Annotated in this window: 22 protein-coding genes and 3 tRNA genes; 21 read left to right on the top strand and 4 right to left on the bottom strand. The window is 49.7% G+C overall.

The window, feature by feature from the left end; genetic code table 11:
- Positions 1-3: 3 nt before the first annotated feature.
- The 8 genes from IDAT_RS06660 (at position 4) to IDAT_RS06625 (ending at position 8,300) form a co-directional block, all read left to right on the top strand.
- On the top strand, positions 4-1,404 hold the full coding sequence (locus tag IDAT_RS06660) for a porin family protein (protein ID WP_034732153.1): 1,401 nt from the start codon (positions 4-6) through the stop codon (positions 1,402-1,404).
- Between the two features lie 94 nt (positions 1,405-1,498).
- Positions 1,499-3,520, top strand: a complete 2,022-nt coding sequence (locus tag IDAT_RS06655; protein ID WP_081909781.1) for an NADPH-dependent 2,4-dienoyl-CoA reductase — start codon at positions 1,499-1,501, stop codon at positions 3,518-3,520.
- Positions 3,517-4,350, top strand: coding sequence for a PHP domain-containing protein (locus IDAT_RS06650; protein WP_034732152.1), 834 nt, complete (start codon positions 3,517-3,519; stop codon positions 4,348-4,350). Before IDAT_RS06655 ends, IDAT_RS06650 begins: the two co-directional genes overlap by 4 nt.
- Positions 4,351-4,368: 18 nt before the next feature.
- Entirely contained in the window at positions 4,369-4,998 is a 630-nt protein-coding gene (locus IDAT_RS06645; protein ID WP_034732150.1) for an L-threonylcarbamoyladenylate synthase, read from the top strand.
- Positions 4,999-5,001: 3 nt separating this feature from the next.
- Positions 5,002-5,856 carry a segregation and condensation protein A gene (locus IDAT_RS06640; protein WP_051986632.1) on the top strand — a complete coding sequence of 285 codons (855 nt, stop codon included), beginning with the start codon at positions 5,002-5,004 and terminating at the stop codon, positions 5,854-5,856.
- Entirely contained in the window at positions 5,837-6,439 is a 603-nt protein-coding gene (scpB, locus tag IDAT_RS06635) for an SMC-Scp complex subunit ScpB (protein ID WP_081909780.1), read from the top strand. Before IDAT_RS06640 ends, scpB begins: the two co-directional genes overlap by 20 nt.
- The gene (gene rluB, locus IDAT_RS06630; protein WP_034732148.1) at positions 6,436-7,293 is read left to right on the top strand and encodes a 23S rRNA pseudouridine(2605) synthase RluB; all 858 of its coding nucleotides are present in this window, start codon (positions 6,436-6,438) and stop codon (positions 7,291-7,293) included. The genes scpB and rluB overlap by 4 nt, the downstream gene beginning before the upstream one ends.
- Positions 7,290-8,300 carry an agmatine deiminase family protein gene (locus tag IDAT_RS06625; RefSeq protein ID WP_034732139.1) on the top strand — a complete coding sequence of 337 codons (1,011 nt, stop codon included), beginning with the start codon at positions 7,290-7,292 and terminating at the stop codon, positions 8,298-8,300. The genes rluB and IDAT_RS06625 overlap by 4 nt, the downstream gene beginning before the upstream one ends.
- Here the strand turns inward: IDAT_RS06625 and IDAT_RS06620 are convergent.
- Positions 8,275-8,982, bottom strand: coding sequence for an SIMPL domain-containing protein (locus tag IDAT_RS06620; RefSeq protein ID WP_034732136.1), 708 nt, complete (start codon positions 8,980-8,982; stop codon positions 8,275-8,277). The two genes, IDAT_RS06625 and IDAT_RS06620, sit on opposite strands and share 26 nt — an antisense overlap.
- An 80-nt stretch (positions 8,983-9,062) precedes the next feature.
- Here IDAT_RS06620 and IDAT_RS06615 point away from each other — a divergent pair, with 80 nt between their 5' ends.
- From IDAT_RS06615 to IDAT_RS06575, 9 genes are all read left to right on the top strand, one after another.
- Entirely contained in the window at positions 9,063-9,551 is a 489-nt protein-coding gene (locus tag IDAT_RS06615; RefSeq protein WP_051986631.1) for a regulatory protein RecX, read from the top strand.
- An 82-nt stretch (positions 9,552-9,633) separates the two neighbouring features.
- Positions 9,634-12,234 (top strand): alanine--tRNA ligase, encoded by a 2,601-nt coding sequence (alaS, locus tag IDAT_RS06610; protein ID WP_034732135.1) that lies wholly within the window; start codon positions 9,634-9,636, stop codon positions 12,232-12,234.
- A gap of 186 nt (positions 12,235-12,420) precedes the next feature.
- The gene (csrA, locus tag IDAT_RS06605; protein ID WP_034732133.1) at positions 12,421-12,612 is read left to right on the top strand and encodes a carbon storage regulator CsrA; all 192 of its coding nucleotides are present in this window, start codon (positions 12,421-12,423) and stop codon (positions 12,610-12,612) included.
- A gap of 182 nt (positions 12,613-12,794) precedes the next feature.
- Positions 12,795-12,887: transfer RNA gene (locus IDAT_RS06600), tRNA-Ser, on the top strand.
- A gap of 20 nt (positions 12,888-12,907) precedes the next feature.
- Positions 12,908-12,984, top strand: a tRNA-Arg gene (locus IDAT_RS06595).
- A gap of 38 nt (positions 12,985-13,022) precedes the next feature.
- Positions 13,023-13,099, top strand: a tRNA-Arg gene (locus IDAT_RS06590).
- Between the two features lie 111 nt (positions 13,100-13,210).
- Positions 13,211-13,465, top strand: coding sequence for an OadG family protein (locus IDAT_RS06585; RefSeq protein WP_034732131.1), 255 nt, complete (start codon positions 13,211-13,213; stop codon positions 13,463-13,465).
- 14 nt (positions 13,466-13,479) lie between these two features.
- The gene (gene oadA / locus IDAT_RS06580; RefSeq protein WP_034732129.1) at positions 13,480-15,276 is read left to right on the top strand and encodes a sodium-extruding oxaloacetate decarboxylase subunit alpha; all 1,797 of its coding nucleotides are present in this window, start codon (positions 13,480-13,482) and stop codon (positions 15,274-15,276) included.
- Positions 15,277-15,281: 5 nt separating this feature from the next.
- Positions 15,282-16,412 carry a sodium ion-translocating decarboxylase subunit beta gene (locus IDAT_RS06575; RefSeq protein ID WP_034732126.1) on the top strand — a complete coding sequence of 377 codons (1,131 nt, stop codon included), beginning with the start codon at positions 15,282-15,284 and terminating at the stop codon, positions 16,410-16,412.
- Between the two features lie 172 nt (positions 16,413-16,584).
- Here IDAT_RS06575 and IDAT_RS06565 read toward each other — a convergent pair whose 3' ends face one another.
- Positions 16,585-18,612, bottom strand: a complete 2,028-nt coding sequence (locus IDAT_RS06565) for a response regulator (RefSeq protein ID WP_051986630.1) — start codon at positions 18,610-18,612, stop codon at positions 16,585-16,587.
- A 164-nt stretch (positions 18,613-18,776) separates the two neighbouring features.
- Here IDAT_RS06565 and gshA point away from each other — a divergent pair, with 164 nt between their 5' ends.
- Positions 18,777-20,384, top strand: a complete 1,608-nt coding sequence (gene gshA, locus IDAT_RS06560; protein ID WP_051986629.1) for a glutamate--cysteine ligase — start codon at positions 18,777-18,779, stop codon at positions 20,382-20,384.
- Between the two features lie 2 nt (positions 20,385-20,386).
- Positions 20,387-21,007, top strand: coding sequence for a transglycosylase SLT domain-containing protein (locus IDAT_RS06555; protein ID WP_034732114.1), 621 nt, complete (start codon positions 20,387-20,389; stop codon positions 21,005-21,007).
- 15 nt (positions 21,008-21,022) lie between these two features.
- Here IDAT_RS06555 and IDAT_RS06550 read toward each other — a convergent pair whose 3' ends face one another.
- Positions 21,023-22,324, bottom strand: coding sequence for an HlyC/CorC family transporter (locus tag IDAT_RS06550; protein ID WP_034732113.1), 1,302 nt, complete (start codon positions 22,322-22,324; stop codon positions 21,023-21,025).
- Between the two features lie 95 nt (positions 22,325-22,419).
- Positions 22,420-23,208, bottom strand: coding sequence for a cytochrome C assembly family protein (locus IDAT_RS06545; protein WP_034732112.1), 789 nt, complete (start codon positions 23,206-23,208; stop codon positions 22,420-22,422).
- Between the two features lie 154 nt (positions 23,209-23,362).
- Between IDAT_RS06545 and ffh the strand changes: the two genes are divergently transcribed.
- Both ffh and rpsP read left to right on the top strand, forming a co-directional pair.
- On the top strand, positions 23,363-24,736 hold the full coding sequence (ffh, locus tag IDAT_RS06540) for a signal recognition particle protein (protein ID WP_034732111.1): 1,374 nt from the start codon (positions 23,363-23,365) through the stop codon (positions 24,734-24,736).
- 106 nt (positions 24,737-24,842) lie between these two features.
- Positions 24,843-25,091 (top strand): 30S ribosomal protein S16, encoded by a 249-nt coding sequence (rpsP, locus tag IDAT_RS06535; RefSeq protein ID WP_034732110.1) that lies wholly within the window; start codon positions 24,843-24,845, stop codon positions 25,089-25,091.
- The last annotated feature ends 19 nt before the right edge of the window (positions 25,092-25,110 follow it).

Below are 25,110 nucleotides of genomic sequence, written 5' to 3'. Positions count from 1 at the left end.
ACCATGAAAAAGCATGTTTTAGCCCTAACTATTGGCGCGCTGTTGAGCGCGCCACAGGCGTTTGCGCAAGACTCGCAAACGCAAGGGGAGGTCACTGCTGCGCAAGTAGAGCAATTGCTTGAGCAAATGCAGCAGTTGCAGCAACGCGTTGCTGAATTAGAACAACAATTAGCGCAACAGCAAGCTGGTGCAGAAACACAACAAGAAGCGAGCGAAGCAACAACAGCTGTGGTTGCGGCAGAACCACGTACAGCACCGGTGGTTAGGCAACGGGACTCTAATAATCGTGAGTTGCGCGCGCGCCTTGAACGCTTAGAAGAAGAAGTCGATGCTGCACAAAACGCGCCGATTGAGATTGGTGGCGCAGTGCGGGCCCAATACGTTTGGGAAGACTACAACGACGGCAATAAAGATCGCGGTGGAGACTTCGATTTTGACTTGTTACGGATCGATTTTCGCGGTGAGATTGGCGACGTGATTTTGTCTGCTCAGTATCGTTGGTTCCAATATATGGAATCGGTGCAGCACGCGTGGGTGGGCTACAACTTCGATGAAAACTGGCAGGGGCAATTGGGCATCACCAAAGTGCCCTTTGGCGTGACGCCGTACAATTCCAATAGCTATTTTTTCAGCACCAATTTTTATGTTGGACTTGAAGATGATCACGATGCTGGGGTGAAACTGCGCTACCGTGATCCCGAGTGGGACTTTGACATCGCCTTTTTCAAAAATGACGAAAGCGGTGGCGTTGATGGCTTCACCAGTGCTCGTGAAGACCGCTATGCCTACGATCCGCTGGGCGTGCGTCTCAGTGACGAGGGAATTTACGATACCCCGACGCTGCAAGTTGCAGAAGCCAACAGTTTTGCTGCGCGGGTCGCGCGCAAGTATGCACTGAGTGATGACAGTAGTTTCGAGTGGGGCTTATCAGGTCAGTTCGGCCAAATGAACGACGGGGTAGATAATGTCGGCGACCGCTATGCACTTGCTGCTCACGGTGTCTACAGCATCGACCGCTGGACCTTCACCGGCCAGTTTACCCAGTACGAATACGACATGGACATGGCAAATGAGGGGATTGTGGTAGGTGCTTATGCCTTCTATGACACTATTCCTGCGAAAGCAGATTTGTACAATTTTAACATCGCTTACAGCTTGCCAGTGCAACTGGGGCCGATTACCAACCTGACGTTTTATAACGACTACAACGTTATGACGAACAAGACCGGTGATCTTGAAGATACCGTCATGAACGTTTTAGGCGTTGCCGTCTCCGCCGGTGGACTTTATACCTACTTTGATTTGGTCACAGCAAAAAACCAGCCCTTCGCAGGTGGTACTCTGGCGGGTAACTCAAGCGACTACAATACGCGCTTTAACATCAATATCGGCTATTACTTTTAGTTAAGCCATGATGATTTCGCTGCTTGGACTTGCTGCCAAGTGGCGAAATCAGTACATTGGATAAATTCAAACGGTCGTTTAAGTTGAGGTTACAGTGACAACTCCTTACCCACATCTGCTCAAGCCCTTAGATCTCGGCTTCACCCAGTTAAAGAATCGCGTTTTAATGGGGTCGATGCATACCGGATTAGAAGAAGAAAAGCATGGTTTTGACAAGCTGGCGGCATTTTACGCAGAGCGTGCCAAAGGAGGCGTAGGGCTGATTGTTACCGGTGGCATTAGCCCCAACTTTCGCGGACGTGTGCAACCCTTTGGTGCGGAACTGAGTAAATCTTGGCAGGTGAAGAAGCACCGCAAAGTGACTGATGCTGTGCATCAGCACGGCGGTAAGATTTGTATGCAAATTTTGCACACTGGGCGCTACGCTTTTCATCCGTTTGCAGTGGGTCCAAGTGCCATTCGTGCGCCGATTTCTAAGTTCACGCCAAAAGCTATGTCGGAACGCCAAATTCGTACTACCATCAAGCATTTTGCGCGGTGCGCTAAGCTTGCCCAAAAAGCTGGTTACGATGGGGTGGAAGTGATGGGTTCCGAAGGCTATCTGATCAACCAGTTCTTATGTCCACGTACCAACAAACGCACCGACCAGTGGGGCGGGAGTTTTGAAAATCGTGCGCGCTTAGCATTAGAAATTATGCGTGCAGTGCGCGCGGCGGTAGGCCCTGAATTTATCATTATTTATCGCTTATCCATGCTCGATTTGGTGCCTGAGGGGCATGAGTATGACGAAGTGGTGAAACTGGCGAAGCAAATTGAAGCAGCCGGTGCGACTTTAATCAATAGTGGTATCGGTTGGCACGAATCGCGGGTTCCGACCATTGTCACCTCGGTGCCACGCGCGGCATTTAGTTGGATTACAGCAAAGTTACGCGAGCAAGTGAAGATTCCTGTAGTGGCAGTGAATCGGATAAATACTCCGGCCATCGCTGAAAAGATTTTAGCGGCTGGTGAGGCCGACATGGTTTCGATGGCGCGGCCGTTGCTAGCCGATGCCGCCTTCGTTAATAAAGCCGCCGCCGATAAAGCGGAGCGAATCAATACCTGTATCGCGTGTAATCAAGCCTGTTTAGACCATGTATTTGAAAACAAACGAGCAAGTTGTTTGGTCAATCCGCAAGCCTGTTATGAGACTGAACTGGTAATGAAGCCGGTGACGGCGAAAAAACGCATCGGTGTGGTCGGCGCCGGACCAGCTGGGTTAGCCTTCGCTTGTTACGCTGCCGAACGGGGTCATGAAGTTCACCTATTTGAAAGCGCCAGTGAAATTGGTGGGCAATTTAACTACGCCAAGCAAATTCCTGGAAAAGAGGAGTTCCACGAGACCATTCGTTACTTCAGCAAGCGACTGCTAGACACTGGCGTGCAAGTCCATTTGAATAGCCGCCAAGATACTGAGTCGTTGGCGCAGCAAAACTTTGATGAGGTTGTTTTGGCAACCGGCGTGGTGCCACGCGCGATTGACATTCCTGGTCATGACCATCCGAAAGTGTTGGGGTACTTAGACGTCTTGCGCGACCATCGGAGCGTCGGTAAAAAAGTAGCGCTGATCGGTGCCGGAGGTATTGGATTTGACGTTGCCGAATACCTCAGCACTGAGCACTCGCCAACGCTTGATGTTGCCGAATGGTCAGCCATTTGGGGCGTTGACCACGACTATGAAACACGCGGCGCATTACGTCCACAAAAGCAAGAATCATCACCACGAGAAATCTGGCTGTTGCAGCGTAAAACCAGCAAAGTAGGTAAATACCTCGGTAAGACCTCAGGCTGGGTTCATCGCGAGACGTTAAAGAAAAAAGGCATCCATATGGTGCCTGGCGTGACCTACAAACGGATCACTGACGAAGGTTTTTGGATTGAAGTGGATGGCAAAGAGCAACTACTAGAAGTTGACCATGTTGTCGTTTGCGCGGGACAACTACCGCTGCGTGAACTGTACGACGCGCTCAAAGAGAAAGGGCAAAGTGTGCATTTGATTGGTGGCGCTGACGTAGCCGCCGAATTGGATGCGAAGCGCGCTATTCGTCAAGGTGCTGAATTGGCAGCACAGCTATGACGACATTGTATGACTTACATTGTCATAGTCATTTCTCCGATGGCGAATTAAGCCCGGCAGACCTGGTTGAACGGGCAGTTGTTAAAGGGGTGACGCACTTGGCGCTGACTGACCACGATACCGTCGCAGGTCTCGAGGTAGCGAGCGCTCACATCAGCGCGCAACAATTACCGTTAGAATTGATTAATGGGGTCGAGATTACTTGTCAGTGGCAGGGTTTTGAAATCCATATCGTCGGGCTGAACTTCGCCGCTGATCATCCAGCTTTGGTTGGGCTCTTAACCGAGCAGCAACAACTGCGCCGACATCGTTACGAACAGATGTTGGCGAAGCTGCATAAAGCGGGCCTTGAAGTGGCACCACCGCTGGCCGCAGAACTTACTATGCCAACCCGCAAGCACTTGGCTGAGGCACTAGTTGAGCAGGGGTTTGTAAAAGACTTCGAAAGTGCGTTTCAACGATTTTTGGGGAAAGGCCAGCAAGCATACGTGCGAACGGAATGGGTGAGCATTGAACGAGCGATAGCGGCGCTGCAAGCAGCAGGTGGCTGCGCTGTACTTGCCCATCCGCATGCCTATCGACTCAGTAACAAATGGTTGCGTCGGTTGTTAACAGAAGCCAAAGCATGGGGGCTTGATGGTGTCGAGGTCGCAATTAGTCAACAGCGACCTGGTGATCGCTTAGCATTAGCGACAATGGCGCAAGATGTTGGCTTAAAAGCATCTGTGGGCTCTGATTTTCATGGACCTCGACCATGGCGTGAACTCGGTAAAAATCTTTGTTTACCACCGGCGCTTGTGCCAATATGGCAGCATTGGACGCCAGCATAAGACGCAAACAAGTAAACTATGAGCCAATATTTCACGATTCACCCGGAAAACCCGCAAGATCGATTGATTAAACAAGCCGCGCAACTGCTGCAACAAGGCGGAGTGTTGGTGTATCCGACTGACTCTGGTTACGCCATTGGCTGTCGTATCGGTGACAAGAATGCGCTCGAGCGTATCTGCCGCATTCGTGACATCGACAAGGATCACAATTTCACTCTCATGTGTCGTGACCTCTCAGAATTGTCGACCTATGCGCGCGTTGATAACACGGCGTTTCGCTTGTTGAAGAACAACACTCCAGGCTTGTACACCTTTATTCTTAAAGGTACTAAAGAAGTACCTAAGCGCCTACTCAATCCAAAACGTAAAACCATCGGTATCCGGGTCACCGATGACCCTATCACTACCGCGCTGCTCGAAGCCATTGGTGAGCCCATTATGTCGACCAGTCTGGTGCTTGGTAACAACGACTTTGCTGAGTCAGACCCGTATGAAATTCAAGAAAAATTGGAACATCTAGTGGATGGTATTATTGATGGGAATCACCGTGGCGAAACACCTACAACCGTGATTGATTTGGCCGACGATCGGGTCCAAATTACACGCGTAGGAGCCGGCGATATCGCGCCATTTGAACACCTAACATGAGCCATGGCTGAACAATCTTCTGCACCACAACAACAATCGTTACCGCTAGGTTTCGTCCGCGGCGAACCGGTTATTGAAAAGCCAGAAGATCTCTATATTCCCCCTGATGCACTTGAACTCATTCTGGAAAGCTTCTCCGGTCCGATGGACTTATTGTTATATTTGATTCGTCGGCAGAAGCTCGAAATTACCGAATTACCTATACTACCCATCACGCGACAGTACATGGAATATGTCGAGATGATGAAAGAGTTAAAATTAGAGTTGGCAGCCGACTATTTAGTCATGGCTGCCATGTTGGCCGAAATCAAAAGCCGCATGTTACTGCCACGTCCGCCAGCGGAAGAAGACGATGAGCACGATCCACGTGCCGAATTAGTCCGCCGTCTGCAAGAATACGAGGCGATTCGTACCGGTGCTGGTTATTTAGACGAAATGCCGCAAACCGGGCGCGATCACTTTGTTGCACAGGTAGCAACCGATGCCCGCGAGTTGGTGAAGCAGCAGTTACCAGACATCGCCCTAGCCGAATTAGCGGTGGCTTTCGCCCACGCGATGGCGCAGGCAGAACTGCAAAATCATCATCAAATTCAACGCGAGCGTTTATCGACCCGAGAACGTATGAGTCGCATTCTCGACTTGTTACAAACCAAACAACGCTTAAGATTTGCCGAACTGTTTGAAGCAAAAGAAGGTAAACAAGGGGTGGTGGTGAGTTTTCTTGCAGTCCTAGAACTGGTCAAAGAAAGCCTGATCGAAGTTGTGCAGGTTGACGCTTTTAGTGAAATTCATGTCAGCATTCATGGTAGTCGTCATGGAACTTCGGGAGAGCAGAGCTATGCAGAACCGCCAGCTTAAACAGATTTTAGAAGCGCTGTTATTTGTTGCCGAGACGCCGATGTCCATTGCGCAACTTAGCGACTATCTACAGCAGCAGGGCATGGATGTGACCCGCAAGCAGGTACGTGAGTTACTAGCAGAACTTCAGACCGATTACGCTGAGCGAGGCGTGCAATTGCAGGCCGTTGCATCCGGTTACAGATTTCAGACGCGCGCCGAATTAGGTGGTATAATCGCCGGTCTTTGGCAAGAGAAGCCGCCACGTTATTCGCAAGCGTTATTAGAGACCCTTGCTCTCATCGCGTATCGACAACCCATTACCCGTGGCGATATCGAAGAAATTCGTGGTGTAAGCGTGAGCTCGCAGATCATGAAGACCTTGCAAGAACGCGGATGGGTCAAGGTGGTTGGACATCGCGAGGTGCCTGGACGCCCGCAACTTTATGCCACCACAAACGAGTTTTTGGACTATTTTAATTTACAAGATTTATCTGAGTTACCTGCGATTCCTGAGCCACCAGTAAAGGCGTCGCATACAGGACCAGTTACTCAAGTAACAACCGCTGAGACAGCGACCGAAGAGAGTGAAAGTACCCCATGAGTGAAAAGTTACAAAAAGTTCTCGCCCGTTCTGGCCATGGCTCGCGCCGTGAATTAGAAACGTTGATAGCGGCGGGACGCGTGAGTGTCGATGGCAAAGTCGCCACTTTAGGCGAGCGTATAGATGCCGACGCAAAAGTGCGTATCGATGGTCGCGAAGTAACGATTAAGCCACCTGAAGACGTGGTCTGTCGTGTATTGATGTATCACAAGCCAGAAGGTGAGCTGTGCACACGCAAAGACCCAGAAGGTCGCCCCACGGTTTATGACCGTTTACCGCGGGTGCAGGGCGCACGATGGGTCGCGGTAGGGCGCTTAGACGTCAACACCTCGGGTTTGTTACTGTTTACCACTGACGGTGAGCTGGCGAATCGACTGATGCACCCAGGTCATCAAATTGAGCGCGAATATGCCGTGCGAGTATTCGGTGAAGTCACTGACGAAATGATCAAGAAATTACAAAAAGGTGTGCAGCTGGAAGACGGCCCTGCGGCCTTTAAAGAAATCAAACGCGGTGGTGGTGAGGGTATGAATACCTGGTTCCGCGTCATGTTAACTGAAGGGCGTAATCGCGAAGTACGTCGCTTGTGGGAATCGCAAGGTGTTACCGTGAGTCGCTTAATGCGGGTTCGGTACGGTAATATCCGACTCGAGCAAGGCCTGCCACAAAGTGGTTGGGGCGAGCTACCACTCGAGCAAATTAATTATTTACGGCAACTTGTTGGCTTACCTCCAGAACAGCGCAGTTTTATTGATCCGCGTAATCAAGAATCGCGGCAGAAACGTTATGCACGCGCACGCCGTAATCAAGCGAAACGCCTGCAAAATGCGAAGCAACAACCTCGACGCAAATGAAGTTACTTGCCGATTGGCAATGTCACGGTCCACTCCTAGCGCTGTGGCCTTACCGCAATGATGTTTGGCGGGCCGATGCTTGGCCCGCGCAACAAGCTATTCTGACGCTTCTTCGCGCGCTGGCGCCATATCACTCGGTGCGCTTAGGCGTACATCCGCCGCAACTGCACAATGCTCTGGCACTTGTCGCAGGCGATCTTGAAGTTCTCCCAATCAGCTATGACGACGCTTGGGTGCGCGATATTGCACCGTTTTGGCTGACCGAGTCGAGTGGCGTAACGGCACTCATCGGGCAGTTCACCGGTTGGCATGGTATTCATTCAGTGATTCAGCGCGACCAACAGTTTGCGCGTAAGTTAGCAACGCAAATGCGGTCACGATATCGTAGGCTCCCCTTGGTGATTGAGGGCGGAATGCTAAGTACCGACGGTGCAGGTACCGCCTTAGTACACCGTAAAAGTCTCACGCAACGTAATCCTGAGCTTGGCTGGCGCGCGATAGAGCGTATTTTAAAGCGAGCATTGGGGCTGCATAGAGTCATTGCTATCGACCACGCCTTGTCAGCTGACGAGACCGGTGGCCATGTCGACAATCAAATGCAGTTCGTGGATGCAAAAACTTTGGTTTATGCGCCTAGTGCACAAGACCCATCGTGGAATAAGGAACTTGCTGACTTGCTGGCGCAAGCGTGGGCGGCTGAATATCGTTGGCTCGAGTTACCGCCGGTGCAGGCCATCCAAGATCAACGCGACTGCTATTTTGATGTGCAGCGTCATAGCGGTGCGATGCCGCGAGGGGTTCAGCCGTTACTTTGCAGTTACGCCAATTTACTTAGGTTGCCAAAGGTGATTGCGGTGCCCCAGTTTGGCCTAACAAGCGATGCCGATGCCGTTCGCATTTTGCAAAAGGCTTTTCCGCAACTTGCGGTGGTGGCAATTCCAGCGCTGGAGTTTGTCAGAGGGGGCGGTGGCCCCCACTGCCTTACTCATTGCTTGCCGCAAGCGTAAAAGTTACGTTCACTCGCGCTTGCACCTGCTGTTCGCCCGGTAAGCTTACACTCGCACTATCTGCTGCTTGCGCAACGCGGTAGCGTACTTCCGGTTGCTGTGGCTGCGAGTTCTCTTGAATACTTTGTACGGTCATCACGCGCATACCTGCTGCGGCTGCTAATTCTTCGGCTTTCGCTCGCGCGTTGCGTACCGCTTGGGTTAATGCTTGTTGATAAAGAGCATCACCGTTACTCACTTCAAAGCGCGGTTCATTGACATTATGCACACCGTTATTCAAGGCGTGTTCGATGAATTCGCCATGTTGTTCAGCTACGGCAAAGTCGACTGTCATTCTCCGTGATACTTGATAACCACTTAACTTTTGTTCGCCGTCGTCGTAGTTGTAACGCGGATAGATACTAATCGCGTAGGACTGAATCGCCTTATCTTCAACATTCTGGCTGCGTAGATACTCAATCAATTCAGCGGTGATGCTATCGACTTCTGATTTGAGGGTTGGGATATCCATGCCCATGCGTTGCACAGATAACTCGACTTGCACCCGATCCGGAATTGCATTTACCTCAGCTGTGGCGTTCACATTTAAGGTCGATGGCGCTGCGGTCGTTGTTGTCATTGGCTGACATCCGCTTAGGGTTACTGCTGCAACTAACGCAAAGAGTGGGAGAGTACGTTGCATAAGGGCTTCCTTTTCACTTGTAGGGTTTTTACTATGAGTCTGATTATAGGAAATAATTCACTCGCATGAGGGTAAATAACGTGACAAATGACGCTGACCAACAAACAACGGAAGAACAGCAGCAGGCGGAAGAAGCGGTGGTGCGTCTACTCGGTCGCCGCGAACATAGCGCTCATGAGTTGCGGCAAAAATTACGCCAGCGCGGTTTTACCGAACCAGCTATTGCTTACGCGTTGGGCAAAGCACAACAACAGGGTTGGCAATCGGACGCACGTTACGCTGAAATTTGGTTGCGCAGTGAACTCAACAGTGGTAACGGTTGGCTGAAAATCAAGGCGAAGGCTCAAACTAAGGGTATCGCTGAAGATACGTTGCAGCAAGCGTTGCACGAAGCCGCTCCTGATTGGCAGGAAATATGCTTCGACTATGTTTTGCGTAAGTTTGGCGAAACACCGCCAACTGACCGCTCAAAGCGCGACAAAATAATGCGACACTTGCTGAATCGTGGCTTCCGTTTTGACGAAATAAACAACGCACTAAAACGTCAGCAAGATGGCGACGACTACTAGTCGAGAGCCCCTATTCATGGTAGTCTTGCGCGCTAAATAACCGAAAGTTTTCACATCGAAAAGTTGTCGTAGGGAAGAATTCATGAGTATGACCAGCGCGCAAATCCGCGAAGCGTTTTTGGCTTATTTTGCTGAGCGAGGCCACCAACGTGTTGCTTCAGCTTCGTTGATTCCAGGAAACGATCCCACCTTGTTGTTCACCAATGCAGGCATGGTGCCGTTTAAAGACGTATTCTTGGGCGATGAGCAACGCGATTACAAGCGCGCTACTTCGTCGCAGCGCTGTTTACGCGCCGGTGGTAAGCATAACGATTTAGAAAACGTGGGTTACACTGCGCGCCACCATACTTTTTTCGAAATGTTAGGCAACTTTAGCTTTGGCGACTACTTCAAGCGTGAAGCTATTCAATACGCTTGGGAATTTCTTACCGACGTTCTGCAGTTACCGAAAGAAAAACTTTGGGTGACCGTGTTCACCGAAGACGACGAAGCTTATGACATTTGGGCGAACGAAATCGGCGTGCCAACAGATCGAATTTCGCGCATCGGTGCTAAAGATAACTTCTGGGCCATGGGCGATACCGGTCCATGCGGGCCGTGCTCTGAAATTTTCTACGACCACGGTGAGGAAGTCTGGGGCGGACCACCTGGGACACCCGAGGAAGATGGCGATCGCTATATCGAAATCTGGAACCTCGTTTTCATGCAATACAACCGGCAAGCCGACGGTGAATTAAAGCCATTACCAAAGCCGTCGGTAGATACCGGTATGGGACTGGAACGGATTGCCGCGGTGTTGCAGCACGTGCACAGCAACTATGAAATTGACTTGTTTCAAGCTCTTATTAAAGCTGCTGCAGAAGCAACAGGTGTGAGTGATTTGAATAGTAAGTCACTGCGCGTGATCGCCGACCACATTCGCTCTTGCAGTTTTCTTATTGCCGATGGCGTGCAGCCATCGAATGAGGGACGTGGCTATGTTCTGCGTCGCATAATTCGTCGTGCAGTACGGCATGGCAATATGCTGGGTGCACAAGGGGCGTTCTTCCATAAGTTGGTGCCAGCACTGGTAGCACAAATGGGCGCAGCATACCCTGAGTTGGTCGAAAAGCAAAAAGTCATCACCGATGCTTTGCTGCGGGAAGAAGAGCAGTTTGGAAAGACGCTTGAACGTGGCCTTGCTATTTTGAATGATGCGTTAGCTGATTTGACTGCGGATGTTATTCCGGGCGAAGTGGTATTTAAACTTTATGACACCTACGGCTTCCCTGTTGATTTGACCGCGGACATTGCCCGCGAAAAAGGGCTGACAGTTGATGAAACAGGGTTTGAGCAAGCGATGGAAGCACAACGTAAGCGTGCGCAGCAAGCATCGCAGTTTGGTGTTGATTACAACGAGCGTTTGAAGTCTACGCAACGCTCAGAATTTACCGGCTACACCGAGGTGCAAGGTACTGCTGAGGTGGTTGAATTGTTTGCCGATGGCCAGCAAGTACAAGAACTCAGCGCCGGGCAACAAGGTGTAGTGGTGTTATCACAAACGCCTTTCTACGCGGAAAGTGGCGGTCAGATAGGTGATCGTGGGCGCTTAGTGGTGAACGGCGGAAGTTTCCTTGTCGAAGATACACAATACATTGGCAAAGCTATTGCGCACCATGGTAAAGCCGAAAGTACATTGAAAATCGGTGACCGAGTGACTGCCGAAATTGACGCCGAGCGACGAGCTGCGATCAAGCGCAATCATAGTGCGACCCACCTGGTGCATGCAGCTTTGCGCAATATTCTCGGCGAGCACGTCACCCAGAAAGGCAGCTTAGTTACCGCCGAGCGTCTACGTTTTGACTTTTCTCATTTCGAGGGTTTAAAAGCTGAGCAAATCGATGCGATTGAGCGCCAAGTTAACGAAAACATCATTGCCAATCACGAACTCGCAACGGCCTTGATGCCAATCGAAGAAGCTAAGCAAGCTGGCGCCATGGCACTGTTCGGCGAGAAGTACGACGATCAAGTGCGCGTGGTGCGCATGGGCGACTACTCGATGGAATTGTGCGGTGGTACCCACGTGCAACGCACTGGTGATATCGGTAGCTTCCGCATCGTCAGTGAAGCTGGTATTGCCTCTGGGGTGCGCCGTATTGAAGCTGTTACGGGGCTGGCGGCACTCGCATTTGCCCAGCAACAGCAGCAGCTGTTACGTAAAAGTGCGGCACTATTGAAGGCTGAGCCAAATCAGCTACCCGAGCGTTTGCAGCAGCAGCTCGACCGTAGCAAGGCGCTTGAGCGTACTATCGCTGAGTTACAACAGCAGATGGCGGCACAAGCCGGTGGCAGTCTGGTTGACAATGCCGAAATTATTGCCGGTCATAAAGTGATCTTGGCACAACTCGATAGCGTAGAAAGTAAAGCTCTACGCGGTATGGTTGATGATCTTAAAAACCAGCTCAACAGCGGTATCGTGGTACTTGCTGTCGCAAACGACGGCAAGGTGAGTTTAATTGTGGGCGTTACCAAGGATTTAACCAGTAAGGTAAAAGCCGGTGATGTGATTAATGTTGCTGCAGCAGAAGTCGGTGGCAAGGGCGGCGGGCGTCCTGACATGGCGCAAGCTGGTGGTACTGAAGTCGCCAACATCGGTGCTGCGCTGGCAGCGGCAAAACGTCGGATTGAGGAGTTATTGCGGTAAAGCGCACCAATTCTCATTCATGCATCGGTAATCAAGCTGTCATGCTGCAGATTTCCTTGCTAGAATATTTGTTGTATGACATCTGGTGATGTTTCATGCAACATAATGAGTATAAAAGCAGGCTGGTCGTGTGGAGTTTCTCATGGATGCCCACACATAAAGAAGAGTAGGGAAGGAGCAGATAACATGTTGATCTTAACCCGTCGAGTGGGTGAGACCTTAATGATCGGTGATGAGGTCACAGTCACGGTATTGGGTGTCAAAGGGAATCAAGTGCGCATTGGAGTGAATGCGCCCAAGGATGTCTCGGTGCACCGTGAAGAGATTTATATGCGCATTCAGGCAGAGCAAGACGATAAACCTGAATCGTCAGAGTAATCAAGTAGCACCTGAAAAGCTGATGCTTGGCATCAGCTTTTTCGATCGTTAAAAGCGTAAAACAAACGCTTCTGCAGTTTTTTTGTGCGAGATGTTTAAAATTCCCACAAACGGACTTCAAATCAGAAAAAATCAATTGACATTATTGGCTGTGCCATTAGAATGCAACGCCACAAGTAAGCGGTGAGGTGGCCGAGCGGCTGAAGGCGCTCCCCTGCTAAGGGAGTATAGGGTTTGTAGCTCTATCGAGGGTTCGAATCCCTCCCTCACCGCCATTTGCTTACTTGTCAGCAACGCACTCGTAGCTCAACTGGATAGAGTACCTGGCTACGAACCAGGCGGTTGGAGGTTCGAGTCCTCCCGAGTGCGCCATTTGCTGAATATTAGATACTACTAGAAAACCGATATGCGCACTCGTAGCTCAACTGGATAGAGTACCTGGCTACGAACCAGGCGGTTGGAGGTTCGAGTCCTCCCGAGTGCGCCATTTCTCTGATTTATACCTCTTATACACCTTTGTTGCACTAACCCCTTATAAAGTTGTGTTATTCTGCTTTTAAGTTACGCTTAGAACAAGCTCTTAAAGCGCGGAGATAGCATGCAAGAACAACTCTTCGAAGCCTTCAGTATTATGGTGACCGGTATGGTGACCGTATTCGTATTCTTAGTATTACTAATGGCAGCAATGCTGGTGTTAAAGCGTTTTGCCGCTGAGCCGTTCGACGCCGAGTCGAATGCGATGAAAGCTGCTGCAACCCCCACGCCCATTCAATCTGCTGATGATACGCAACGTCTTGCAGCAATCACCGCTGCCGTGCATGCGTATCGCCACGATCATGAATCAGCCGAGTAAGAGGAGTACCACGGATGAGTAAACCTTTGTTGTTAACTGAATTAGCCTTTCGCGACGCCCATCAGTCGTTATTAGCTACACGTTTTCGCTTAGACGATATGCTGCCAATGGCCGCCCAACTTGATGAAATGGGTTATTGGTCGATGGAGTCATGGGGCGGTGCAACCTTTGATTCATGTATACGCTATTTGGGCGAAGACCCGTGGGAACGCATTCGCGAAATCAAGAAAGCGATGCCAAAGACACCCCAGCAAATGTTGCTGCGCGGACAAAACTTGCTCGGCTATCGTCACTATGCTGATGACGTGGTGCGACGTTTCGTTGAGCGCGCCAAAGAGAATGGTGTCGATGTGTTTCGTATTTTCGATGCCATGAACGATGTCCGAAATCTCAAGACCGCTATCAAAGCGGCAAAAGAAGTAGAAGGGCACGCGCAAGGTACAATGTCTTATACGGTAAGCCCAGTCCACACTCTTGAAAAGTGGGTGGCCATGGCCGAAGAGCTCGCTGATTTAGGTTGTGACTCTTTGTGTATTAAGGACATGGCTGGATTGCTACGTCCGCAAGCTGCGCATGAGTTAATTTCTGCGTTGAAAAAGGCAACTAACTTGCCGATTGCTATGCAATGTCATGCCACCACAGGCTTGAGTACAGCAACTTATCAAAAAGCGATCGATGCTGGCATTGACATGCTCGATACGGCGATTTCGCCGTTGAGCATGACCTACGGTCACACGGCAACTGAGACCATAGTGGCAATGACGGAAGGTACCGATCGCGACACGGGTATGGATTTAGAAAAATTTGCGCCGATTGCCGATCATTTCCGCGCCGTGCGTAAAAAGTATGCGCAGTTTGAAGGTTCGCTCAAAGGTGTTGATGCGCGTATTTTGATTGCGCAAGTACCGGGTGGCATGCTGACTAACATGGAGAATCAGCTACGCGAACAGAATGCCGCGGATAAATTTGATGAAGTACTAGCCGAAATCCCGCGGGTACGTGAGGACCTTGGTTTCATTCCGTTGGTCACACCAACGTCACAAATTGTCGGTACGCAAGCTGTATTAAACGTGCTTAGTGGCGAACGCTACAAATCGATTTCAAAAGAGACTAAGGGCGTGCTATGTGGTGAATATGGTGCTACTGCAGCACCGGTGAACAAAGAATTACAAGCTAAAGTGCTGGAAGGTAAGGATCCTATCACCGTGCGCCCAGCTGATCTAATCGATGATGAGCTAGATAAACTGACCGCCGAGCTGCGTGAACACGCCAAGGAAAAATCTTTACGACTTGCCGAACACGAAGTGGATGATGTGCTCACCTACGCACTGTTCCCGCAAATTGGTCTTAAATTCCTCGCGAATCGCGACAACCCAGATGCCTTTGAGCCAGTTCCAAGCGCTGATGCCGCTGCTGCAACATCACAACAGCCAACTGAACAAGCAAAAGCCTCAGCGAAGAGTGGGGCAGCTGTTTACGATGTCAAAGTGGACGGCAAATTGTTTACTGTTGAAGTAGGTCCCTCTGGGAGCGTAAGCGCGAGTGAAACAGCTCCTACCAAGTCGCAAGAAACAGCAACCGAGACCTCTTCAGGAAACAGCGAAAGTGTCGCCGCGCCGCTTGCCGGCAATGTGTTCAAAGTGCCGGTAAAGGTAGGACAACAAGTGGCGGAGGGTGATGTCTTAGTTATCCTTGAAGCGATGAAAATGGAAACTGATATCCGCGCTGAGCGTGCTGGCAAAATCACCGCTATTCAAGTGAGTGAAGGCGACAGCGTCAGTGTTGGCGATCCTCTCGTGAGCATGGAGTAAGCTTTATGGAACGCTGGGAAGTACTCTGGCAGAGTACCGCACTGTCCGCGTTCACGTGGGGACAGGCGGCGATGATGATCGTCGGTGCAGTGTTGCTGTACCTGGCGATCGTGAAAAAGTTTGAGCCACTGTTACTGTTGCCTATTGGTTTCGGCGCTGTGCTTGCTAATATCCCCTTGGCAGGCTTTACCGAGCCGGGCGGTATGCTCTATTACATTTACGCCGTGGGTATCGATACCGGGGTATTCCCGCTATTGATTTTCATGGGGGTAGGTGCGATGACTGATTTCGGGCCCTTATTGGCGAATCCTCGTACGCTGTTATTAGGTGCAGCTGCGCAGTTTGGTATCTTTGCGACCTTATTTGGCGCTATTGCCCTCAACGGGTTGCCGGGGTTCGCTTTTAGTCTCAAGGATGCAGCGGCAATATCTATCATTGGTGGTGCCGATGGTCCAACTGCGATTTTCTTAGCCTCGAAATTAAGTCCTGATTTGCTGGGCGCGATTGCGGTTGCTGCATATTCCTACATGGCATTAGTACCTATTATTCAGCCGCCAATCATGAAAGCGCTGACAACTAAAGCCGAACGTGCGGTCAAAATGGAACAGTTGCGCCAAGTTGGGCGTCGTGAAAAAGTTTTATTCCCACTCGCAGTATTGTTGTTGACCCTATTGTTTTTACCTACAGCAACCCCCTTAGTCGGGATGTTCTGCTTAGGTAATTTGATGCGTGAAGCTGGAGTCGTCGATCGTCTGAGTAAAACTGCACAAAATGAATTGATTAATATCACGACTATTTTCCTAGGGTTGGCAGTCGGCTCAAAATTAAGTGCGAGTGAGTTTCTCAGCGTCCAAACGCTGGGTATTTTAGGGCTTGGTGCAGTTGCCTTTGCGGTAGGTACAGCCTCGGGTGTGTTAATGGCTAAACTGATGGCACGCTTCAGTAAATCGCCTATCAACCCGTTGATTGGCGCTGCTGGCGTATCGGCCGTCCCGATGGCGGCGCGAGTGGTAAACAAAGTCGGACTCGAGGCGAACCAGAGCAACTTCTTGTTGATGCATGCGATGGGGCCAAATGTCGCAGGCGTGCTCGGTTCAGCTGTTGCCGCGGGTATTTTGCTGGCACTTGTTGGTTAAAACTGGCGGCCGCTAAACCAAAGCAGCAGGGTGTATATAATCGCGATGAAAACGCTGACAATAAGGATGTAAAGAAAGCCTTTACGGCCTTGTTTCAGCGTTAGATTGTTGGCTTGTAGGAACAGCCACCAGAGTACGCCAAGTACCAAAGGTATTAAAAATAGATAGCGGATCATGATTGCTGTTTTCGCTCCATCCAAAGTTTTAAATCAGTTGCTGCAAGCATCGCTTGCTCTAATAAGGGGGCAAGTCGGGTAATATTATCAGCGACTTGGTCAAGTTCGTTATTTTTCATTGCGCGTTCGAGTTGAGCGGCAAGCTTACCCACCCCGATTAAGCCTAAATTTGCCGCCGCGCCTTTGAGTGAGTGAAAAAAGCGTCGTGCTTCTTCATGTTGGCCTTTACTCAAAAAGTCGACTACGCGTTGCGGAGCTTGTTGGTAACTCTCAAATAATCGCGTTACTAAACTAACATATAAGTCGATATTGTGGTTCAAGCGTTCCATTGCTGCTTGAAAATCGATATCGTGGTGCAGTGGATAGTTGATGCTCGGGCTGCTTTGCGTCGCGTCATCGTTGATGGCTAAGGTGTTGTTCAGATCGCGGCGGCACCACTTTTGCACGGCTTGTTGCAGCATAGTCTCATCAATAGGTTTGGCGATATGGTCTTGCATTCCCGCTGCGCGCGAACGCTCGACGTCTTCAGCCGCACTATTTGCTGTCATGGCAATAATCGGTAATTGCTCGTATGAGAAGTTGGTACGAATCGCTTTTGTCGCTTGATAGCCATCCATTACTGGCATTTGAATATCCATCAATACCATGCCGTATTGGCGTTGTTCGGTGAGTGCCACGGCTTCACCGCCATGGGCGGCGACATCAACCTGCAAGCCCATATGTTCCAGCATTTCTTTAGCGATGTGTTGATTGATGTCGTTATCTTCGACTAACAGCACACGGCAACCGTTGTGCCCGGTTCCTAAAGGTGCAGTTGTTTGTGGATCTTGGCTCACAGTGAGGGCAAAAACTTTCGCTAAACTGCGCAAAATTGCGTAGCTGGTATAAGGCTTCAGCAGGTGTTCTTTAACGCCTTGTTGGCGGGCTTTTTCAATCAACTCTGCGGCATGATAACTGGTTGCTAAAATACATTTAGGGGCTTGTTCTTGCAGATTTACCTGCTCGCAGAACTCGAGTCCGGTCATGCCTGGGAGTTGCCAGTCGACAATACACGCATCTACTTGAAGTTGCGCTAAGGCCTGTAAAGCATCTTCAGCAGTTCGAAAACTATGGGTTTTAATTTGTAGGCTACGGAGCACGTCTGTGACCATTTCACGCGTAGTTAAATTGTCCTCAACCACCATAACAGTTTTGTCTTTTAAAGCCGTGAGCACATTATCGGGAATGCGCTCTTCAAGCGGCTGCTGCAAAGGCAACTGCAGTTCGATGAAAAAGGTGGTGCCTTGGCCTGGACTACTAACGACCCCAATACCGTGCTCGTTCATTTGCTTGACGATGCGCTGACTGATGGCTAAACCAAGTCCGGTACCGCCGTATTTGCGGGTGGTCGAGGTATCGGCTTGAGTAAATGCTTGAAACAACCGATTGCGTTGCTGTTCATCCATGCCAATTCCGGTGTCGGTCACCGATAGGCGCAAATAGAGATCGGTCTGGGTTTGGTCTAACTTGTTCACCGACACCACAACTTCACCATGGTCGGTAAATTTGATGGCGTTGCTGACCAGGTTCACTAAAACCTGGTTCAGCCGTAACGGGTCACCTATTAACTTGGTCGGAATTGTGGGCGGAATGTTAATGATGAATTCAAGATTCTTATCGTGCGCCCGGTAAGCAAACAAGTCTGCCAAATTACCGAGCACTTGCTCCAAGTCGAAGGGGATTCTTTCAATGTTGAGCTTATTAGCTTCAAGTTTCGACAAATCAAGAAGATCGTTAATGATACCTAAGAGGATCTTAGAGGAACCTTCGATGGACTTTAGGTAACCGCGTTGCTTGTCTGAGAGTTCGGTTTTCAAACAGAGTTGCGTCATTCCGAGAATGGCATTGATAGGCGTACGAATCTCGTGACTCATGTTGGCGAGAAACTCGCTTTTCGCTGTATTCGCTGCTTCGGCAGCAGCTATTGCCTGCTCGAGCTCGGCAACAATACGTTGATGATCGTCAGCGTTTGAATTCTCGGCCATAGCGCTACTTTATCCAATGAAACGTGAATTCATGATGCCACGATAGCGCTACAACGCCAAGTTATCTTAGCCGTTATAAATAGACTGAGATCATAGACGTAGCAGCGTTTTATCAGTAAGCTTTGTCGACAACTTTTCGATTCGTTTATGAAACAGGAGCGAGTTTGCAAACTTCTTTGTTAAAGACGCTAGATGTCCTGGCGAGCCGTCAGGATGCAAACGCTGTTCGCTTGCTACAACGCGGAATTGAACGTGAATGCTTGCGGATCACCGAGACGGGTCACTTAGCCGCTACTCCGCACCCAGCGGAATTAGGTAAAACCCTTACGCACCCGCACATCACCACTGATTATGCTGAGATGCTGTTAGAGTTTATTACCCCAGTTGCGACTGATATCCAAGTTACACTCGACCAGTTAAGCGATATTCATAGCTACACGTACAGATACATGGGCGATGAGCTGATGTGGCCCTTGAGTATGCCCTGCGTGGTAGGCGACGCCAGTGATATTCAAATTGCGCAATATGGTGATTCGCACAGCGGTCGTATGAAAACATTGTATCGCGAGGGGTTAACGCGTCGTTATGGTGGCGCTATGCAAATTATTGCTGGCGTTCATTACAACTTCTCGGTACCCGATGCCATGTGGCAGGCTTTAGCTGCAAACCAGCAACGCCAAGTCGACGCTGAGTTTGTATCTGAGCAATACTTCGGCATGATTCGCAATTACAAGCGCGTGTGTTGGATTATTCCTTATTTATTTGGGGCCTCACCGGCGTTGTGCCAGTCGTTCCTCAAGCATACTGATACTGATATAGAGTTAAAACCGCTGGGTAAGGGCACAGTTTACCGTGAATACGGTACCTCGTTGCGTATGAGCGACTTAGGCTACACCAACAAAGAGCAGGCCGACTTACGGATCACCTACAATTCGCTATACGATTATGTCCAGCGCTTGCGCCGTGCAATAACTACGCCGTCGCAACGTTTTTCGGCGATTGGGGTAAAAACTGAGCAAGCTGATGGCAGCATCGATTACCAGCAGTTGAATGCCAATATTTTGCAAATTGAGAACGAATTTTATTCGCCGATTCGGCCAAAACGAGTGGCTAAAAATGGCGAAACACCTACCCAAGCATTGGAGCGGGGCGGCGTCGAATACATCGAAGTCCGCGCACTTGATGTCAATCCATTTAGTCCTGTTGGTATCACTGCTGAGCAAATTCGTATGCTCGATTTAGTGTTGCTGTATTGTCTATTGACCGAAAGCCCAGAGTTAGACTGGGATCAACAGTTGGTGACTGAACGCAACTTTACTAAAGTGGTGTTGGATGGGCGCAACCCACGTTTGACGCTTGATGATAATGGTTACGATCGACCCATTGCTGATTGGTTGGAGGCAATTTTTGCCGATCTACAACAGATCGCAAAGTTCTTGGACGGCGATGTCGGCAACGCTTATCAACAAACCGTCAGTGAACATTATCCGATGGTGTTGAATCCCGAACTGACCTTATCCGGGCAGCTGTTGCGTATTTTGCGCGATGAAAATATGGATAACAGCCACTTAGGTATGCGCTTAGCAAAGGCCTATCGGACTGAACTCAGTCAGCCGTTACGTTACTTTAGTGAAGCAGACTTTGCGGCTTGGCGCGATGCTTCAATTGCCGAGCAGCAACAACGCGAACAACAAGACGCGAAGACTTCCTTTGCGGCTTATCTTGATGCTTATTTTGCTAAGGCTGCAGTAGCCGGACAGCGCGGTAGTTAAATATGGCGTTGGCGGTGAAACCTGTAGTTCTTGCGGCAAGTCTGATGCTGTTAGCGGGATGCGCTTCGGCGCCGCCTGAGCAGCCAGAGGACTTGTGCGAAATCTTCTATGAAAAGCGTGATTGGTATGACGCCGCAGCGGACATGCGTGAGCGTTGGGGCGTGCCCATTCAAATTCCTATGGCCATCATGTATCAAGAAAGCTCATTTAAACATGATGCCGTGCCGCCTCGTGATTATTTACTGTGGATCATTCCTTGGGGACGGGTGAGCAGTGCGTATGGTTATTCACAAGCGAAAACGCCTACTTGGGACGACTATGAACGCGAAACAGGTAACAGCTGGGCTTCCCGCGACTCCTTTGAAGATGCGATTGATTTTATGGGCTGGTTCATAGACAAAAGCCACCGAGTTAACGGTGTCTCCAAATGGGACGCTTATGCCCTTTATTTGAATTATCACGAGGGCTGGACCGGTTATCAACGTGGCACCTATCAATCCAAAGCTTGGCTCAAACGCACCGCGCAGCGAGTTAAGGAGCGTGCCGGACGTTACGGTGCGCAGTTGCGACAATGCGAGGATGATTTGCAGAAAGGTTGGCTGTGGCGGCTATTTTTTGATTAAACCGTGCGCACCAACCTAATCAAACAGATTTTGCTGTTCTAAATGACGGGACTCGAAGGGCAAAAAGCGCACCTGCTTGACCATACTTTCACTGCTTTCGATGATCTCCAAGGCATACCCCTCGATGCGCATGCACATCGGCTGTTGTGGGATATCGCCAAATAGCTCAATAATCAAGCCACTGACAGTTTTCGGACCATCGGTGGGCAGCTCCCAGTTCAACTCTTTATTCAGATCTCGTAGGTTAGCATTGCCCTCAACCAGCAACGAGCCGTCATCTTGGGGTTTCACCAAGTCACTCGGCGCCGGTGTAATGCTGGTGGTAAAATCACCTACGATCTCTTCCAAGATGTCTTCTAGGGTCACTAACCCTTGAATGTCGCCATACTCATCAACAACTAGGCCAATGCGTTCTTTATTGTGCTGAAATTTCAATAGCTGCACGTTAAGCGGTGTACCTTCCGGAATGTAATAGATTTCACGAGCGGCGCGGATCAACTCAGCTTTGTCCGTATCGCTGTTGGTCTTGGTGACAATTTGCATAATGTCTCGGGCATGCAAAAAGCCAATAGCGTCGTCAATCTCACCCCGATACAACAACAAGCGCGTATACTGTGCTTGTGATAGCTGTTTAATAATGGACTTAAAATCATTCTGCACGTCGATGCCGCTGATTTCAGAACGCGGGATCATCACATCCTCTACGGTGACTTTTTCAAGATCCAGAATACTTAGCAGCATATCTTGGTGGCTGCTTGGAATCATTGATTGTGCTTCGTTGACTACGGTGCGTAGTTCTTCCGAGCTCAATGCGGCGTGACCTAAGGTGTTATTCGGATTCACGCCGATAATGCGCATGAAGCCATTGGTAATAAAATTAACACCCACGACAACCGGATAGGCGATGGTCAACAAGGGTTTTAAAATAAATGAGCTTGGAAAAGCAACTCGCTCCGGATGCAATGCGGCGATAGTTTTTGGCGTTACTTCAGAAAAAATAAGTACCAAAATGGTTAGGCCGAAGGTCGCAATGGCAATACCGGCATCACCGAACCAGCGAATACACAACACTGTAGCAATCGCTGAAGCAGCGATATTGACCAAATTATTACCAATAAGAATCAAACCAATTAAGCGGTCCGGGCGGTCCAACAGGTACTGCACACGTTTGGCACCGGCATGGTTTTGTTGCGCTAAGTGGCGCAGGCGATAGCGATTGATCGACATCATGCCGGTTTCAGAGCCTGAAAAATACGCCGATAGAAGAAGTAATAGACCCAAGATAATAAGTAGGGTCGACGTCGCTATCTCGTCCAAGAAGTGTACCTATGATTTATACATGAGTGCCTAATTTAATCAGATGGTCTGACAAGTCAAGCGTTGCAAGCAGAATTGCTGATTTAGATAACCTCTCAGCCCAATAAAACATCGCGCACGAACCGACTACCGAAATAGCCAAGACTGAGGACAACGCTCGCGACCACACTTAGGATCACCAAACCACGTCCGCGTACTTGCCAGATGCCATGTGCCAGCACCACCGCAAGATACAGCGCAGCAGCTAGTGTGCTGAGAATTGTTTTATGTGCTTGGCCCTGCGCAAACATGTTTTCGAGAAACACAAAACCACTGCCAAGCGCGATAAACAATAATAACGTACCTGCACTAATGAGTCGGAAAAAGTAACGTTCGACCACCATCAAAGGTGGCAGGTAACTGGTAAGCGCGTTCACGCGATGATTTTTTAATAGAAAGCTTAGATACAAAAGTTGTACGGCGTATAAGGTCGCTAGCATAAGAATTGCATAGGCAACGAGACTGAGGACAATATGAATAACCAAACCGTGGGAGTTGGCAATGCTGGCACCCCAGTCTGCCGGGCTAGCGATGAGAATGACACAGCTGACTGCAGCAAATACGTAAATGACTGGGCGCAAAATCAGTCCGCTATTGCGCTTGACGCGGACCAACGAAAACAATGCTAACAAGAAGGCTACGCTGCTTAAACTGCTGGCGACATTCAGATGATCGAAAGCGTCTGCGGCTAAATGTTGCCACAGCAGAAAACCATGCAATGCTACAGCTGCTAACGCCATCCACCAACTAGTGGCATGGGTCGCTCCGGTGCTGCTTAGCTGACGCCACAGCAATATTGCACTGGTAAGGTACAGCAATAATGTGAGACTAAGTAAAACCAGCATGTAAAATCCTGTATTCGCAAGCGTTAACCAAGGCAAGGATGATCAGTATATGCATTGTCGCAAGGAAACCCAATAGGATCAGGAAACTTTGCTTGAATTACGATATAATCGACGCCAGATCATATACAGCTAGCTGTTAAATGGATAATCACTGATGTTTGAGAATCTTAGCGAACGTCTCTCGCAGTCGTTGAAAAATATTACCGGTCGTGGGCGTTTAACCGACGACAATATCAAAGATACTTTACGTGAAGTGCGGATGGCTCTACTTGAAGCTGACGTAGCTTTACCTGTGGTGCGTGATTTTATTGCCCGGGTGAAAGAGCGTGCGGTCGGCACTGAAGTCAATAAGAGTCTAACGCCCGGGCAGGTGTTCCTGAAAATTGTACAACAGGAACTAGAGCGGGCCATGGGCGACGGTAACGTCCCGCTCGATTTAGCCACCCAGCCGCCGGCTGTTATTCTGATGGCTGGTTTACAGGGTGCTGGTAAAACTACCAGTGTCGGTAAATTGGCGCGCTATTTACGTGAAAAGCAAAAGAAAAAAGTGCTAGTGGTTTCCGCTGACGTATATCGTCCGGCGGCCATCAAGCAGCTAGAAACTCTCGCCAATGAAGTCGAGGTTGAATTCTTTCCGTCGACTACTGAGCAACGTCCGGTAGATATTGCCAACGCGGCTATCAGCCACGCGCGCAAGAAGTTTATCGATGTGGTGCTAGTAGATACCGCCGGTCGCCAAGCGATTGATGAAGCGATGATGGCGGAAATAAAAGAGTTACACGCGGCCATTAAGCCGGTGGAGACGCTGTTTGTCGTGGATGCGATGACGGGCCAGGATGCCGCGAACACCGCCAAAGCGTTTAGCGAAGCTTTACCCTTGACCGGGGTGGTGCTGACCAAAACTGATGGTGATGCACGCGGCGGTGCGGCGCTATCGATTCGTCACATCACCGGCAAGCCAATTAAATTCTTGGGGGTTGGTGAGAAAAACACCGCTCTCGAGCCGTTCCATCCAGAGCGCGTAGCATCACGGATTTTGGGAATGGGCGACGTGCTGTCGCTGATCGATGAATTAGAGCAAAAAGTCGATCGCGCAAAAGCTGAAAAAGTTGCGAAAAAGGTAATGAAAGAAGGCAAGTTCTCACTTGAGGACTTCCGTGAGCAACTGGCGCAAATGCGCGAGATGGGCGGCATGATGGGGTTAATGGATAAACTCCCAGGCATGGGTAAAATGACCAGCCAAATGAAAGGTCAAATGGATGACAAAATGACGGTGCGCATGGAAGCTATTATTAGTTCGATGACACCTAAAGAGCGTGAATTCCCTGATTTAATTAAGGGGTCACGCAAACGTCGTATCGCTGCTGGCTCTGGCACTCAGGTGCAAGACGTCAATCGCTTACTGAAGCAATTCATGCAAATGCAGAAGATGATGAAGAAGATGAAAGGCGGCGGTATGGCAAAAATGATGCGTAGTCTCGGTGGCATGGGGGGTAAATTACCCCCGGGGATGTTCCCCAAAGGCTAGAGAATACTTGCATTGAGCAGAAAAATCGGTAGAATTGCCGAGCCCTTCGACCCCGGTCGGAGGTTTTTCTATTTACTTAACATTAAAAACTGTATCGAGGAACGTAATGGTAACCATTCGTTTACAACGTGGTGGCGCGAAAAAGCGTCCATTCTACCAGATGGTAGTGACCGACAGTCGCAATGCCCGCGACGGTCGTTTCATTGAAAATGTAGGTTTCTTCAACCCGATCGCTCGCGGTCAAGAAGAAAAACTACGTGTTGATTTGGATCGTGTTGACCATTGGATTGGTCAAGGCGCAACCGTTTCTGAGCGCGTAGCGAAACTTGTTAAAGATGCGCGTAGCGCAGCTTAATTGACGTAAGTTTGGGTAA

Source organism: Pseudidiomarina atlantica, from assembly GCF_000753735.1.
GTDB classification, from domain to species: Bacteria; Pseudomonadota; Gammaproteobacteria; order Enterobacterales; family Alteromonadaceae; genus Pseudidiomarina; species Pseudidiomarina atlantica.
This window is presented reverse-complemented; position numbering and strand designations above follow the sequence as displayed.